The sequence below is a fragment of the Pseudogracilibacillus sp. SO30301A genome, from assembly GCF_037072025.1.
GTDB lineage: Bacteria > Bacillota > Bacilli > Bacillales > Amphibacillaceae > Pseudogracilibacillus.
Window position 1 is genome coordinate 1 of the sequence record NZ_JAXHDD010000020.1, and the last position, 15,278, is coordinate 15,278.

A 15,278-nucleotide genomic window follows, 5' to 3' on the forward strand; every position below is an offset into this window, starting at 1 on the left:
AAACTTACCCGTCTTGCAGATCGACTCGACCTCTTAGATCTGGACTCTACATGATGTTAATCGACTCACATTCCGGAGCGGAGGTAGAGTCACTTTTCCCCAACGGTGATAAATCGTTACGTCACAGTTTCCTTCGACTGTGGAATTAATAGTCAACAAAGCTTTTGACAAAAGGCAAATAAAAAAACCTTCCATCCTTACATAAGGACGAAAAGTTTACATTTCCGTGGTACCACCTAATTTTACAAGCTAAATAACACTTGCACACTCATAATACGTAACGTGTATGATCCGATTTCTTCTACTGTTAGATATATTGTTCAAAGAAATAGTATCAAGGGCGACCTTCTAAAAAATATCCTGGAAAACTTTCACCAAATGCTTTCCTCTCTTTGAAAGATATATTTCTATACTCTTCCCTCTCATCACTCGTATAACTATTTAATTAATTGTAGTGTAATATTTTTTATTCATTTTTGCAACTTTTTACTCTATTGTAGCACGTTAGATAGCATTTCATACATATATTAAGCATAAGTGAGGTGATTCACGATGTCGAAAAATTATCGTTATCGCTTACCCCCATGGTTATATAAATGTGTCTGTGTATTAGAAAAAGCAATTTTGCCGATCCTAATTTTTCAACTAATCCGAACTTTATTTATTACAACAACATTCGACCTGATCCTATTAGGAATTTTTATCGGCATATTTATTATGTTTTACTTGCGATGGCTTTAAGTAAAAAACTGTAAATAAAAAATCACCCCTTGAAATGGTTTTCAGATCAAGGGGAATACTTTATTTTTGAACTTTTGGTATATGCAATAATTGTCCTTCCTCCAACCCTTCTTCTGTAAGGTTATTGTCTTTAATCAGTTGTAATGTTGATATTTCATATCGTTTTGCAATTGATTCGATCGTATCCTCTTCTTGAGTAATATAAATTCTCATCTTTGTATGTGTTTCTTCCTCTTCATTACCAAATAAATCAGTGAGAAATTGAACATCTCTTACTTCATCATCGTCTTCGTCTTTTTCCCCTTCATTTAGTTGTATATCAATTTCGTTTACTTCTTTAATTTCTTCCTCTGCTACTGCATCGCTAAAAACCTCTTCGACTTTCATTTCTTCTTGTTGTATAGCGCTTTCTACTTCTTCCTGTTTCTCCATTTCATCTGTTTCCTCGATCTGATTCTCTTCAACAACATCTTTTGCTTCCAGATCCGCTTCATTTGCATGTATTTCCTCATCCTGATTTCCATCCTCAAGCTTAGACTTTTCGGATTCATTCATCGTTTCCACCCCTTCAGAATGAGATAAACTTTCCTCTTGTTCCTTTTTATCATCGATAATATCTGACTTTATTCCTTTTATATGTACAGATGCCGTTAGTTTTAATTGGTTTTGATCTGGTAGTTCATAATCAAATGAGTCTACAATGACAGAGATATTATTTAAATTATCAACCCGATAAGAAGGAACTGAGATTTCTACAGGGAATCTGTGGGAAAAACTCGCTTGATCCTGATCCGTCTCGTACACACTTTCAATATAATTCTTGGCATTATTAGCATTCTGACTATGATCTGTTGGATTGGGTTCTTTTCTATATTCACCTTGCAGTATAATTAAGCCTCGTATCTGAACATAACTGTCGTATGGTTGCACAGCAATATCTGGATCTAATGAAATGGAGACCATTTCATTAATCTCTTGTCCGCTTTCGAAGTATAACGTTTCATTTAGATCGAATTCGATCATATCTTTATCTTGCTTCAAAATGACTCCTCCCTTTCTTTCATTTCGAACTTCTCACGTTATAAGAATATATGTCTTTTCTTTAATTAATATGACTTTCAAACTAAATTTTATGGAGGAACACGCACTATTAATAATTTGTATTCAGCGGATTTTCTAATGAATACGGCGGTGCAGTCAAACATTCAGCGGGGAAGGTAGATAATTAAGCGATTTAGGAAAAAAATCAGCGAAATCTACAATAATTCAGCGGATTTTGATTTTCTGCCAAACAAAAACGAGCAAGAAATAATCCTGCTCGTTCTACTTTTATAAATTCGCAAAAACAGTATTTACTGCTTGTATCGTTTTATCAATATGTTCATCTGTATGTGTCGTTGATAAAAACAATCCTTCAAATTGGGAAGGTGGCAAAAATACGCCTTCTTCGATCATTCCCCGGTAATATTTTGCAAAACTGTCTAAATCAGATGTTTGTGCTGTTTCAAAATTGATAACCTGTTGATCAGTAAAGAAAAATCCTACCATCGAACCAACACGGTTTACTTGTAAAGGAATATTATATTTTTCAGCTGCTTCTTTGTAGCCGTTAACTAATGTATCAACCTTACGATTAATCTCTTTATATGTTTCTTCATTTAGTTGACTTAGTGTTTCATAACCTGCAGTCATTGCAAGTGGGTTTCCAGATAATGTCCCTGCTTGATAAATATCACCAGCTGGTGCAACACGTTCCATAATTTCCTTTTTCCCACCATATGCACCAACAGGAAGACCGCCACCAATTACTTTTCCTAAGCAAGTAATATCAGGTGTAATATTAAAATGTCCTTGGGCACAGTGATATCCGACACGAAAACCTGTCATAACTTCGTCAAAAATAAGTAGTGCACCATACTCTTCGGTTATAGCACGTAAATGTTCTAAGAAACCATCTTGTGGTGGAACTACTCCCATATTTCCTGAAACTGGCTCAACTATTACACCAGCAATGTCCTCTCCAAACTGTTCAAAAGCATAAGTCACACTTTCTTTATCGTTATAAGGAACTGTAATCGTATGCTGCGCTACAGATTCTGGCACCCCTGGACTATCAGGAAGTCCTAATGTTGCAACACCTGAACCTGCCTTTATTAGAAGCGAATCTCCATGACCGTGATAATTTCCTTCAAATTTTAAAATTTTGTTACGACTAGTATACCCTCTAGCTATACGTAAGGCACTCATCGTTGCTTCCGTCCCTGAGTTTACCATTCTAATCATTTCCAATGAAGGGACTCTGTCAATGACAAGTTTAGCTAACTTATTCTCTAACGTTGTCGGTGCTCCAAAACTTGTCCCCTTTTCTGCTACTTTCTTTAAACTTTCAACGACTTGATCATCAGCATGACCTAAAATGAGAGGTCCCCAACTTAGGACATAATCGATATACTCATTTCCATCTACGTCTGTTAAAATTGCACCAGTACCAGATTCCATAAAAATTGGGGAAAGACCAACCGATTTAAATGCACGTACAGGTGAATTTACACCTCCAGGCATTAGATCCACGGCTTCTTTATACGCATCAATTGAATGTGTAAAATTTTTCAACTAATAACACCAACCTTAATTATTTTTTAACCATGTTGCTACATCTTTGGCATAATACGTTAAGATTAAATCAGCTCCAGCTCGTTTCATGCTCGTAAACATTTCCATTACAAGGGACTTCTCATCAATCCACCCATTTCCAGCTGCTGCTTTAACCATTGCATATTCCCCACTGACATTATAAGCTACAATAGGTATATTTGTCGCATTTTTCACTTCTCTTACAATATCAAGATATGCAAGTGCAGGCTTTACGATCAGCATATCGGCTCCCTCTTCGACATCCGTAGCCGCTTCTTTTAAAGCCTCCCGGCGATTTGCTGGGTCCATTTGGTATGTTTTTCTATCACCAAATTGTGGCGTACTATCTGCTGCATCTCGGAATGGACCATAAAAAGAAGACGCATATTTTACAGCATAAGACATGATCGGAATAGTAGTAAATCCTGCCGCATCAAGCGCTTGCCTTATCGCAATAACAAACCCATCCATCATATTGGAAGGCGCAATAATGTCAGCACCCGCTTTCGCCTGGGAGACAGCTGTTTCCGCAAGAAGTTTTAGAGATTCATCATTATCAATATTTTCATCATGAATGACGCCACAATGACCATGAGAAGTATATTCACAAAGACAAGTATCTGCAATAACGAGCATTTCTGGATGAATTGCTTTTATTTTTTTCGTCGCTTGTTGAACGATGCCCTCATCAATATAGGCACCTGTACCAACCTCATCCTTTTCGTTTGGAACACCAAATAACATGACAGCCCGAATGCCGACTTGATGCAATTCTTCTATTTCCGTCTCCAAATAATCAAGAGAAATTTGAAAAACCCCGGGCATTGATGTTACTTCATTTTTTACATTTTCACCTTCCACAATAAAAAGTGGATAGATAAAATCATCAGCTGAAAGACTTGTTTCTCTGACCAATGCACGCATTGCTTCCGATGTACGTAGTCTCCGGTGTCGTCTAAATGTTATGTTATCTACCATTATATCTCCTCCATATGAATATAGTTTTTCATCCTTTCGACCATACTTTCAATCGTAAATGTATTTGGAACTATTGTCGTTGTAAATCCAAACTTTTTTGCTGTTTGTTCCGTAGTCGTTCCAATACAGGCACAAGGAATAAGAAATATATCTTGAATGTTAGGGTGATCTTCCATTATTTTCATAAAAGCTTTTACTGTTGAAGGGCTTGTAAATGTCAACAGGTCGATATTTTTTTCTTGAATCACACGAATCAACTTATCTTTCATTTCTAAATTGTACGCTGTTTCATAAACAACACACGTATTAAATCCAAGGTTTCGTTCAGACAATTCTTTCACCAGTAATTTCCTTGAAATATTTCCTCGAACGAGTAAAACATCGTTAACATCTGGATAGGTTTCAAAAAATTCTTTTGCCATAACATCTGCGTTATATGTTGACGGTATAAACTCCGCTTCAAATCCAAAACTTTTTAAAGCCTTTTCTGTTTTATGACCTACCGTAGCAAATTTAATATCTTCAAAATTTTCATTTGAAAATTGGTTAAAAAAACAATTCACACCGTGGGCGCTAGTAAAAAAGATCCATGTAAATTGATCGATGTTTATATTATTATTCGTTTGTTCAAGGCAGCGAATCGATAGTAATGGAACTTCAATTGGAACACCACCAGAATTTGTTATTAAGTCTGAAAATTGTTTCGCTTGTGATGCTTCTCTCGTTACTAGAATTTTTTTCCCCTGAAGAGATTGTATCATTCCTTACTGAGCTCCTCTTTTGCAGCTTGGATCATCTCTTTCGCACCTTGACTAATAAGATTGTTCACTGCATATTCAGCCACCGCCTGAATCGATTCACCTTTTGATGTACAAGTTATTATTTTATCTCCATCTATCGATGCAACAGATGTATAAAGGATAATTTCACCATTTTCTACATGCGCATAAGCCCCGATTGGCGCTTTATCTTCTTGATCCAATCGATTAACAAATTCTCGTTCTGTTTTTATCGCAATTTCTGACTCTGGGTCATTAATCTTTGTTAAAAGCTTTTTTATTTCCACATCATCATTTCGACACTCAATCGCTAATGCTCCTTGACCTGCAGCAGGAGTAAATTCCTTTGCAGGTAAATATTCTGTAATTACATCTGTTATTCCTAGTCGTTTTAAACCGGCAACTGCTAAAATAATCCCATCAAATTTCCCTTCTTCTAGTTGCTTAATTCGTGCATCAACCGCTCCTCTAATCCAACGAGTCTTTAAATGAGGGAATTTGGCTTTAATTTGTGCTGCACGCCTCGCACTACTTGTCCCAATTACAGCTCCATCGGGTAAATCGGCTAGATTTTTTTGCCCCCGCCCAATATATGCATCCCGATGATCTTCTCGTTTCGGTATAGCACCAATAACAAATTCAGCAGGCAAATGAGCTTGCAAATCTTTTAAACTATGTACAGCAAAATCAATTTCTTTTTTGTGTAATGCCTCTTCAATATCTTGGATAAATATCCCTGCACCACCAACCTTGGACAAAGATACTTGTTGATTTCGATCTCCCTTTGTAGATATATACTTTACCTCAAAATTATAAGGAACTTCTTTTTTCTTCAGTTCATTGATCACCCATTTTGTTTGAGTAACCGCTAAATTACTTTCCCTCGTACCGACAATAACTTTTCGCATGAAATGCCTCCTTTAAACAATAGTTTATCGCTCTATAGCTGGAAATACAGTTGCACTTATCTCCCACAAAACCTTGCAGAGGAGAGAGTGGGGTGATATTTCGCTTTCACCAGTATGCAAGTGGTATTTTGCTTTCCTAATTTGTCAAAAATGAAAGTCCGATAACGTAGAAAACAGAAAAAAGTTGATTAAAAGCCATAAAAAAGCCGCAGAATTATATATTGAAATTGGTTTCCCTCTATATCCTTTTAGAATGCGTAATAACAAGTAAATGATGTAAACGAACAAGACGAGAATAGATCCAATTGTTTTAATATCAAACCAATAAAATTCCACGGATGTTACATAAGCCCAAACAACTCCAAATGTAAGACCAATCAATAACAATGGGACACCGATGATCACGGAAAAATAGGAATAAGCATCCAGTTTTTCCAAATCTGTAAATCGCCACATCCATTGTAACCCTTTTTTCTCTTTTAAAAAATAATATTGTATTAAATACATCATAGCCAGCATAAAAGATATTGTGAAAAAAACATATGAAATTAAAGCAAGCGTTATATGAATAATTAAAATTTCATGAACAAATTCGCTACCTTGTTCATAAATACCAGCTTGTGCATTTAACGAAAGGGATAATAGCAGTAAGAAAAAGCTAAATAAATTAGTGAAAAAAACGACAAAATGAACGTTGAAAAAATGATTTAATAAAACAGAAAATAAAATTAACACCCAGGCATAAAAAAATAAACCATCGTTTAAAGATAAAATTGGAAAATTCTTGTCAATAAACGTTTGGTTATATAAAACAATTGTTTGAATTACCCAGACAATACAGAGTAAATAAAACGATAGTTTATTTACTCTGCGATTGCTTTTAATAAAATCTATAAAATAACCGATTAAACTAATACTGTAAATTAAAAGCATTAATTCATATATCCATTTGGAAGCAAACATTTATTTTCCCTTTCTCATGAACATGAACTTAATCTGCAAATGGAGATGTAGTTGTAATGTTCTTTGCTCCGTTTACAATGGCTTTTGTTCTGTTTGATTTTCTCTCCGCTTCCTTCTTCACTTTTTCGTCAATCCCAAATATATCTACGAATAAGGACAACAGTTCTTCAGAATTTTTATTGCCTGCCATTTCTTTAGCTTGAATAATTGGATCTTTTAACAATTGGTTAACGATACTTTTTGTATGTTTACTAATCACTTTTTGTTCCCGTTCTGTAAGGTCTGGAATTTTACGTTTAATACTGGCAAAAGTTTCACTTTGTATGTCTAATGCTTTTTCCCTTAATGCACGAATCACCGGGACAACACCAAGAGTTGTTACCCATTCTTTAAATTCGTAAATTTCATCTGCTAATTGCATTTCAATTACTTTAGCAGCTTCTTGTCGCTCAGCTAAGTTCTGATCTACAATATGTTGTAGATCATCTATATCATAAAGAAAAACACTATCAAGTTCACTAATATCCGCATCCAAATCTCTTGGAACAGCAATATCTACTAAAAAAAGAGGTTTTCCTTTTCTAACCTTTTGAATGGGTTCAAAATCCTTCTTAGAAAGAATCGGATCTTTAGCAGCAGTTGAACTAATTAAAATATCTGCTTTTTGCAAAACAGTCTCTAATTCATCTGATGTTTTTGCTGTTGCTTTAAACTGTGTCGCTAATTGTTCTGCTCGTTTAAGCGTACGATTTATTACTGTAATACTCCCAACATCCGCTCCGTAGAGATTTTTAACAGCAAGTTCTCCCATTTCACCCGCACCATAGATAACAACATGTTTATCAGTAATATCACCGAATATTTTTTTTGCAAGTTCCACTGCAGCATAACTGACAGAAACGGCATGTTCACCAATTGCAGTTTCTTTATGCGCACGCTTAGCAAAAGTTATCGCACGTTTAAACAATTCATTAAAGATCGTACCTGTAGTTTTTAACTTTTGTGCAGTCAGGAACGTGTCTCTGATTTGCCCGAGAATTTGTGTCTCTCCAAGAACCATTGAATGAAGTCCAACTGACACTCGTAGTAAATGCTCAATGGCTTCATCATTTTCATTAATTTCTAAAAACGAAGCAAATTCATCCATCGGTATATTAAACCAATCGGATATAAATTGTTTAATATAATAACGACCAGTATGAATTTGATCAACAACAGCATAAACTTCTGTACGATTACATGTAGAAATGATTACATTTTCCAAAATGCTCTTTCTAGTATTTAATTGTAACATTGCGTCCTCTATGGACTCTTCAGAAAAAGCAAGCTTTTCACGTATCTCTACAGGTGCTGTTTTATAATTAAAGCCTACTTGTAAAATATACACGTTTCATGCTCCTTTAAGCATTGATTTCATCAAGATAATAATTATTCTAATCTAATTATAACATTATGTGCCTAGTATTTCTTGTATAAGTTTTGAACTTACTTTGACATTATTTTAAAAACTTCTTCAACTAAATGACTAAATCAGTTATAATGCGTGTTCAAAAAGGAGGATAAAAAGGAGCAAGAAGTTCGAGGCGGCGCAGCTTTGGCAGCGGAATGTATGCTTTTAAATACATGAGCAAAGATCTGGCACGCAGAAATAGTGCTTTCCTTTTTCAAGGAGCAGAGAAACAAGCATTCGTGCGAAATTCACTGTGTCTTTTTTACCGGACTTTTTGAACATCCTCTTATAGTATATACATTTTTTAAAATTATACTTGTTGATTTTTTATCCGTATATTATGATAGTACTGTATTTAATACAGGAAAAGAGAGGATTATCGATGAAAAAGCAACATGCACTTTCTGCATACGTATTAATTGGAATTGGAATTTATTTTTTAGTCAAACAGTTAGATTTAGCTTTATTTGATAACTTTTATTCATGGCCTACTTTCTTAATTATTATCGGAATAGCATTTTTAATTCACAGCTATTCTGCAAAAGAATATAACAATATATTTACTGGTGTATTATTACTAGGTTTAGGAATTCATTTTCACGGGTTAGAAAATTATGACTTTTGGTTTGATCATTGGTCTGCATATGCACTTATTGTCGGAGTATCCTTTTTCATCCGCTATTTAAAAACAGGATCTGGTTTAATTCCGGCCGCTATATTAGTTGGTATAGCTTTGTTAATAATATTCTCTGTAACATTGCCAGAGTGGTTTCATTGGATTTATGGTGTAGTTGAGTTTTTAGAAACATTTTGGCCAGTCGCACTCATTGTCATTGGTGTGTACTTATTAAGAGTTAGAAAATAGAATGCTGATGATGTCTACAGGATGCCTCGTTTAAGCAATTCTACTCTTAATGGGAGAAAAATACTCCCGTGACACATAACTAAAACGTTCCACTTTAGAACGAAACAAATAGAAAGGAAGTTCATTCGTAGAATCTAATATGTAGTTGAAGTAAACTGCGACGTAAAGAATTACTCGCACTCTAAGATGTCGAGTCGATCGCGAACATGTCGAGTCGTTTTCCGAGATGTCGAGTCGATTGCAAACATGTCGAGTCGTTTTCCAAGATGTCGAGTCGATCGCGAACATGTCGAGTCGATTGCAAACATGTCGAGTCGTTTTCCAAGATGTTGAGTCGATTGCGAACATGTTGAGTCATTTTCCAAGATGTCGAGTCGGTCGCGAACATGTCGAGTCATTTTCCAAGATGTCGAGTCGATTGCGAACATGTTGAGTCGTTTTCCAAGATGTCGAGTCGATTGCGAACATGTCGAGTCATTTTCCAAGATGTTGAGTCCGTTTCGCAATATATGAGTTGCCCCTGATATGGAGTTGATACATAACATAACAAGTAGACTCTTATGTCGCAGTTTATGGAAATTAAAAATCAAGTTTACAAAAGCAGCCTTAAGAAAAATCCGCTTTTTTCATAATGAAAAAAAGCGGATTTTTCTATATATATTTTATTATTTCTTTCCAAACTAAATCTTTATTTTCACTAGTTTCCGATGAAAACGGGATAATCGTAATAGCATCATTTTCACCGAAGGCTTTTTTTATTTGATTTACATGATGAGCACGTTTATTTTTTGCGATCTTATCTAACTTTGTCGCTATAATAAGCAGTGGTATTTCAAAATAATTAATATAATCATACATTTGCAAATCTTCGGTAGTAGGTTGATGGCGAATATCAACAATGAGCACGACGAGTTGGAGCTGCTCGCGTGTTTCAAAATATTCTTCCATCATTCTACCCCATTTTTCTCGTTCTTTTTTTGATACTTTCGCATAACCATATCCCGGTACATCAACAAAATAAAACAAATCATTAATTGTATAAAAATTTAAAGTACGTGTTTTACCAGGTTTTGATGATGTTCGAACAAGATTTTTCCTTCCGATAATCCGGTTAATAAATGAAGATTTCCCAACATTCGACCTCCCAGCTAAGGCGATCTCTGGGAGATTCGTTGTTGGGTACTGTGCTGTAGAAACAGCACTAATTTCAATCTCGGCCTTTGTTACTTTCATCAGCAGACTCCTCCACAAGAGCGTGTTTTAGAACTTCGTCTAAATTTTTCACTTTTATAAATGTTAAATCATCACGGACACTTTTAGGAATATCCTCAATATCTCTGTCATTGTCTGCAGGAATGATGATCGTTGTAATACCTGCTCTATGAGCACTTAAGGATTTTTCTTTTAATCCACCAATCGGTAAAACATGACCTCGTAATGTTATTTCACCTGTCATTCCTACATCACGTTTCACAGCACGACCTGTCAATGCTGAAACAAGTGCAGTTGCCATCGTAATCCCAGCTGAAGGACCATCTTTTGGCGTAGCTCCTTCAGGTACGTGAATATGGATATCATACTGTTTATGAAAGTCTGCAGGAATTTTCAATTCATCCGCCCGTGAACGAATATAACTAAAAGCAGCTTGTGCGGATTCTCGCATTACGTCACCAAGTTTACCTGTTAGAATTAATTCCCCTTTACCAGGATAATGGGAAACCTCAATCGATAATGTATCTCCGCCTACTGCTGTATATGCAAGACCAGTAGCGGTACCTACTTGGTCTTCTTGCTCCATTTGACCGTAGCGATAAATTGGCTTTCCTAGTAATTCCTCTACCCTTTTATCTGTAACAATAACTCTTTTTTGTTTTCCTGAAACGATAATTTTAGCAGCTTTTCTACATAATGTAGCAACTGTTCGTTCTAAACCACGAACTCCTGCTTCACGGGTATATTCACGAATCACTTTCAATAACGCATTATCACGAATTTGCAAGTTTCCTTTTTTTAATCCATTTTCTTTTAGCTGTTTGGGGATAAGATGTCTTTTTGCAATATGGAGTTTTTCAACTTCTGTATATCCGGCAATTGAAATTAACTCCATTCTGTCTAACAATGGACCAGGTATATTATTTACATAATTGGCTGTTGCAATAAATAGAACATTCGATAAATCATACGTTTCTTCTATAAAATGGTCACTGAAATTATGGTTTTGCTCCGGATCTAATACCTCCAGCATTGCTGAGGCAGGATCTCCTCTAAAGTCATTCGCCATTTTATCAATCTCATCAAGTAAGAAAACGGGATTAGTTGTAGTTGCTCGTTTCATCCCTTGAATAATCCGACCCGGCATTGCACCAATATAGGTTCTCCTATGTCCTCTAATTTCCGCTTCATCTCGCACACCACCAAGGGAGATTCGGACAAATTTACGACTAATCGCACGTGCAATTGATTTTGCAAGTGAAGTCTTTCCAACACCTGGTGGCCCGACTAAACATAAAATAGGACCTTTAATAGAATTGGTTAATTTTTGCACAGCTAAATATTCCAAAATCCGTTCTTTTACCTTATCTAACCCATAATGATCTTCGTCTAATATTTTTTCAGCTTGTGCAATTTCAATCGTATCTTCTGTTTTTTCATGCCAAGGTAAGGAAATAAGCCAATCTATATAATTTCTAATCACTGAACTTTCTGCTGAACTTTGTGGAATTTTTTCGAAGCGATCTAATTCCTTTAACGCAACTGCAGACACTCGTTCCGGCATCTTGCGTTCGATGATTTTTTCCCGAAGTTGGTCAACCTCACTAAGTTTTCCATCCCCTTCTCCGAGCTCTTTCTGAATTGCTTTTAGTTGTTCACGTAGATAATATTCTTTTTGTGTTTGTTCCATTGAAGTTTGAACACGTTTACCAATTTTCCTCTCTAAATCAAGCACTTTTTTTTCATTCGTAATAATGGTTAATAAATGCTGCATTCGTTCTTTCACATTGTCTATTTCTAATAAATCCTGTTTTTCTTTCACTTTGAGTGGTAAATGTGAGGCAATCATAAAAGCTAATCGGCTTGGTTCATCAATATCCGATACTGTCGCCAAAGTTTCCTTCGTAATTTTTCGGGACACTTTTATATATTGGCCAAATTGAGATACGAGCTGGCGCATTAAAGCTTCTATTTCATGAGAATCTTCTGAAAGATCCTCTAATTTATTAATTGCTACTTTATATTCTTCTTTATCATCTTCTATATAACGAATTATTTCGGCACGATGTAATCCTTCAACTAAAACGCGAATAGTCCCATTTGGAAGTTTAAGCATTTGATTTATTTTTGCTAACGTTCCAATTCGATATATCTCATCAGGTTTTGGATCCTCATTTGCGGATTCCTTCTGTGATACTAGAAAAATTTCCTGATCACCCATCATAGCTGTTTCTAAAGAAGCGATTGACTTCTTTCTACCAACATCTAAATGTAAGACCATAGATGGGTAAACGAGTATGCCGCGTAATGCAAGTAACGGCACTTGAACTGGTTCAACTGACATAATACGTACCTCCAACTATAAACATCTTTTAAGCACTAACTAATCCTCTTGGCATTACAAATTCTCATCTCTACAAAGTGAGATAAGTGTCAAATAAAGGATGCTCACTGACTGTCAATCCATAAGGCGAAGTCAAAAGATATGTTGCACCTATTCCAAAAAATGAACAAGCTTTAAATGAGTAAGACTGATGTTCGGTAAGAGATTTAGATCTGAAATCTTTACGGCGAGATAAACATAAGTGTGATCTTACAATACCTCGAATTTCTCGCCTCATTACCAAAACTGAGTCAAATCTACTTTAAAGTGCGTGTTCAAAAAGGAGGATAAAAAGGACCAAGAAGTTCGAGGTGGCGCAGTTCCCGTCAGCGGAATGTATGCATTTAAATACATGAGCGACGGAGAAACAAGCCAACGAAGAAATTCGCAGTGTCATTTTTACCGGACTTTTTGAACATCCTCTTATAGTATTTCCTTTTCTAAATAAGCTAAACAATAATACTAACAACAAGAAAAGACTGACTGTAACGGTCAGCATTACCCTGTTATATGGATTACAGGGAGGCATGAACTCAGGCTAGTCAGTCTAATCCTATACTTTTTTCTTTAAATCTTAAGCACTTTCCTTCGGGATGCTTTTTGTTTCTTCGATTGTCCCATCGGTATAAAGCAGTTTTGGCCGCATATTTTCTTTTATAACTGTTTCTTTCGTGATGATACACTTTTCAATATCCTCACGGGATGGTAATTCAAACATTATATCTAACATGATATTTTCAATGATAGAGCGAAGTCCACGAGCTCCTGTTTTACGTTCCATTGCATTTTTTGCAATTTCAACCAAGGCGTCTTCCTCAAACTCTAATTCAACGTTATCCATTTGGAATAATTTTTGATATTGTTTTACCAATGCATTTTTTGGAGTCGTTAAAATTTCAATTAACGCTTCTTCATCTAATGGCTCTAAACTAGCAATTACTGGCAAACGACCAATAAATTCTGGAATTAGTCCGTAACTAAGCAAATCTTCTGGCAATACTTTTGATAGTAGTTCGCCCATTTCTAATTCTTCATGTTTATTTTGATCGCCAAACCCAATTACTTTTTTACCAAGTCTGCGTTTAATAATTTGATCTATTCCGTCAAAGGCTCCACCTACGATGAAAAGAATATTTGTTGTATCAATTTGGATGAACTCTTGGTGCGGATGTTTACGGCCTCCTTGAGGCGGAACACTTGCTACTGTTCCTTCCAATATTTTTAGAAGTGCCTGCTGAACACCTTCCCCCGAAACATCTCTTGTGATTGAAGGGTTCTCTGATTTTCTAGCAACTTTGTCAATTTCATCAATATAGATAATCCCTTTTTCTGCTTTGTCTATATCATAATCAGCAGCTTGGATTAATTTCAATAAAATATTTTCAACATCTTCTCCAACATAACCGGCTTCTGTAAGTGAAGTTGCATCCGCTATTGCAAACGGCACATTTATAATTCTTGCAAGTGTCTGTGCTAGAAGTGTTTTTCCACTACCCGTTGGTCCAATCATTGCAATATTACTTTTGGATAACTCGACATCATCTGAGCTTTTAGGTGAGTTAACTCGTTTATAGTGGTTGTATACAGCTACGGATAAATTTTTCTTTGCCTTTTCTTGACCAATAACATAGTGGTCGAGTGTTTCACAAATTTCCTTTGGAGTTGGAATTTCTTCAACCTCTGCATCTTCTTCCATACCAATTTCTTCTTCGACAATTTCTGTGCATAACTCGATACATTCATCACATATATATACACCTGGTCCAGCGACCAATTTACGAACTGATTCTTGATCTTTTCCACAAAATGAACACTTTAATTGTCCTTTTTCTTCATTGAATTTAAACATATTTTCACCCCTAAACGTTTAACTCTCTATATCAATTTTCAAAGCGTTAAAGCAATCATATCAGATAAAAATTAGAAAATAAAATAATACACCCTTGGAATATTGCGACAACTAAAGGATTTTATTTTCGAACATCATCAAGAGAGTATTATGATTCTTTGTCATTATTAGCTATGTTCCTCTATTGTTCCATTTTATTAAATTTTTATAAATATATTCTCATTTTACATCGTTATTGAAATTCTATTTGCCGCTTTAGGGATTTAAATAAGTGAAAACAAGGTGCAGTATGTTTTGCACCTTGTTCTATCTGGTTGTAAGCTAATTGCCCTAAGTTTAAGTACTGAGTACGAAAGCACGAGCATCGTGAATTTCTATTTTTCTCCGTCTTACTATAGCGACCAACTCACGTCTCCCACTAAGAACGAGCATGTTTCCTATTTCTCTTGCGTAAGAATTCGATTACGTTCGCTTTGTTGCATGTCTTCATCGAACTATCCATATTGCATGGGCTAA

The 15,278-nt window shown here is 35.6% G+C and carries 11 protein-coding genes and 1 other annotated feature; of the genes, 1 reads left to right on the plus strand and 10 read right to left on the minus strand.

The window, feature by feature from the left end:
- Positions 1-200 precede the first annotated feature (200 nt).
- Positions 201-435 (minus strand) — a binding site (T-box leader).
- Between the two features lie 366 nt (positions 436-801).
- The 7 genes from spoVID to hemA form a co-directional block, all read right to left on the minus strand.
- On the minus strand, positions 802-1,782 hold the full coding sequence (gene spoVID / locus SPD89_RS11185; protein WP_336262038.1) for a stage VI sporulation protein D: 981 nt from the start codon (positions 1,780-1,782) through the stop codon (positions 802-804).
- Positions 1,783-2,070: 288 nt separating this feature from the next.
- The gene (gene hemL / locus SPD89_RS11190) at positions 2,071-3,354 is read right to left on the minus strand and encodes a glutamate-1-semialdehyde 2,1-aminomutase (RefSeq protein ID WP_336262039.1); all 1,284 of its coding nucleotides are present in this window, start codon (positions 3,352-3,354) and stop codon (positions 2,071-2,073) included.
- Positions 3,355-3,369: 15 nt separating this feature from the next.
- Entirely contained in the window at positions 3,370-4,353 is a 984-nt protein-coding gene (gene hemB / locus SPD89_RS11195; protein WP_336262040.1) for a porphobilinogen synthase, read from the minus strand.
- Positions 4,353-5,114, minus strand: coding sequence for a uroporphyrinogen-III synthase (locus SPD89_RS11200; protein WP_336262041.1), 762 nt, complete (start codon positions 5,112-5,114; stop codon positions 4,353-4,355). Before SPD89_RS11200 ends, hemB begins: the two co-directional genes overlap by 1 nt.
- Positions 5,111-6,040: a hydroxymethylbilane synthase gene (gene hemC, locus SPD89_RS11205; protein WP_336262042.1), complete on the minus strand. Its 930-nt coding sequence runs from the start codon at positions 6,038-6,040 to the stop codon at positions 5,111-5,113. Before hemC ends, SPD89_RS11200 begins: the two co-directional genes overlap by 4 nt.
- Positions 6,041-6,184: 144 nt before the next feature.
- Positions 6,185-7,003 carry a cytochrome C assembly family protein gene (locus SPD89_RS11210; RefSeq protein ID WP_336262043.1) on the minus strand — a complete coding sequence of 273 codons (819 nt, stop codon included), beginning with the start codon at positions 7,001-7,003 and terminating at the stop codon, positions 6,185-6,187.
- 28 nt (positions 7,004-7,031) lie between these two features.
- A complete protein-coding gene (gene hemA / locus SPD89_RS11215; protein ID WP_336262044.1) occupies positions 7,032-8,390 on the minus strand; it encodes a glutamyl-tRNA reductase in 1,359 nt (452 codons plus the stop codon).
- Positions 8,391-8,835: 445 nt separating this feature from the next.
- Between hemA and SPD89_RS11220 the strand changes: the two genes are divergently transcribed.
- On the plus strand, positions 8,836-9,318 hold the full coding sequence (locus SPD89_RS11220) for a LiaI-LiaF-like domain-containing protein (RefSeq protein WP_336262045.1): 483 nt from the start codon (positions 8,836-8,838) through the stop codon (positions 9,316-9,318).
- A gap of 651 nt (positions 9,319-9,969) precedes the next feature.
- On the opposite strand, the gene yihA is transcribed toward SPD89_RS11220, so the two are convergent.
- The 3 genes from yihA to clpX form a co-directional block, all read right to left on the minus strand.
- Positions 9,970-10,551 carry a ribosome biogenesis GTP-binding protein YihA/YsxC gene (gene yihA / locus SPD89_RS11225; protein ID WP_336262046.1) on the minus strand — a complete coding sequence of 194 codons (582 nt, stop codon included), beginning with the start codon at positions 10,549-10,551 and terminating at the stop codon, positions 9,970-9,972.
- The gene (lon, locus tag SPD89_RS11230) at positions 10,526-12,874 is read right to left on the minus strand and encodes an endopeptidase La (protein WP_336262047.1); all 2,349 of its coding nucleotides are present in this window, start codon (positions 12,872-12,874) and stop codon (positions 10,526-10,528) included. Before lon ends, yihA begins: the two co-directional genes overlap by 26 nt.
- A 613-nt stretch (positions 12,875-13,487) precedes the next feature.
- Complete coding sequence (gene clpX / locus SPD89_RS11235; protein WP_336262048.1) at positions 13,488-14,762, minus strand: ATP-dependent protease ATP-binding subunit ClpX; 1,275 nt, start codon at positions 14,760-14,762, stop codon at positions 13,488-13,490.
- Between the last annotated feature and the right edge of the window lie 516 nt (positions 14,763-15,278).

Excerpts from the sequence above, each read along its gene's own strand:
- hemB (WP_336262040.1), bottom strand. The coding sequence starts at position 4,353 with ATGGTAGATAACATAACATTTAGACGACACCGGAGACTACGTACATCG.
- SPD89_RS11200 (WP_336262041.1), bottom strand. The coding sequence starts at position 5,114 with ATGATACAATCTCTTCAGGGGAAAAAAATTCTAGTAACGAGAGAAGCA.
- hemC (WP_336262042.1), bottom strand. The coding sequence starts at position 6,040 with ATGCGAAAAGTTATTGTCGGTACGAGGGAAAGTAATTTAGCGGTTACT.
- SPD89_RS11210 (WP_336262043.1), bottom strand. The coding sequence starts at position 7,003 with ATGTTTGCTTCCAAATGGATATATGAATTAATGCTTTTAATTTACAGT.
- SPD89_RS11220 (WP_336262045.1), top strand. The coding sequence starts at position 8,836 with ATGAAAAAGCAACATGCACTTTCTGCATACGTATTAATTGGAATTGGA.
- yihA (WP_336262046.1), bottom strand. The coding sequence starts at position 10,551 with ATGAAAGTAACAAAGGCCGAGATTGAAATTAGTGCTGTTTCTACAGCA.
- lon (WP_336262047.1), bottom strand. The coding sequence starts at position 12,874 with ATGTCAGTTGAACCAGTTCAAGTGCCGTTACTTGCATTACGCGGCATA.
- clpX (WP_336262048.1), bottom strand. The coding sequence starts at position 14,762 with ATGTTTAAATTCAATGAAGAAAAAGGACAATTAAAGTGTTCATTTTGT.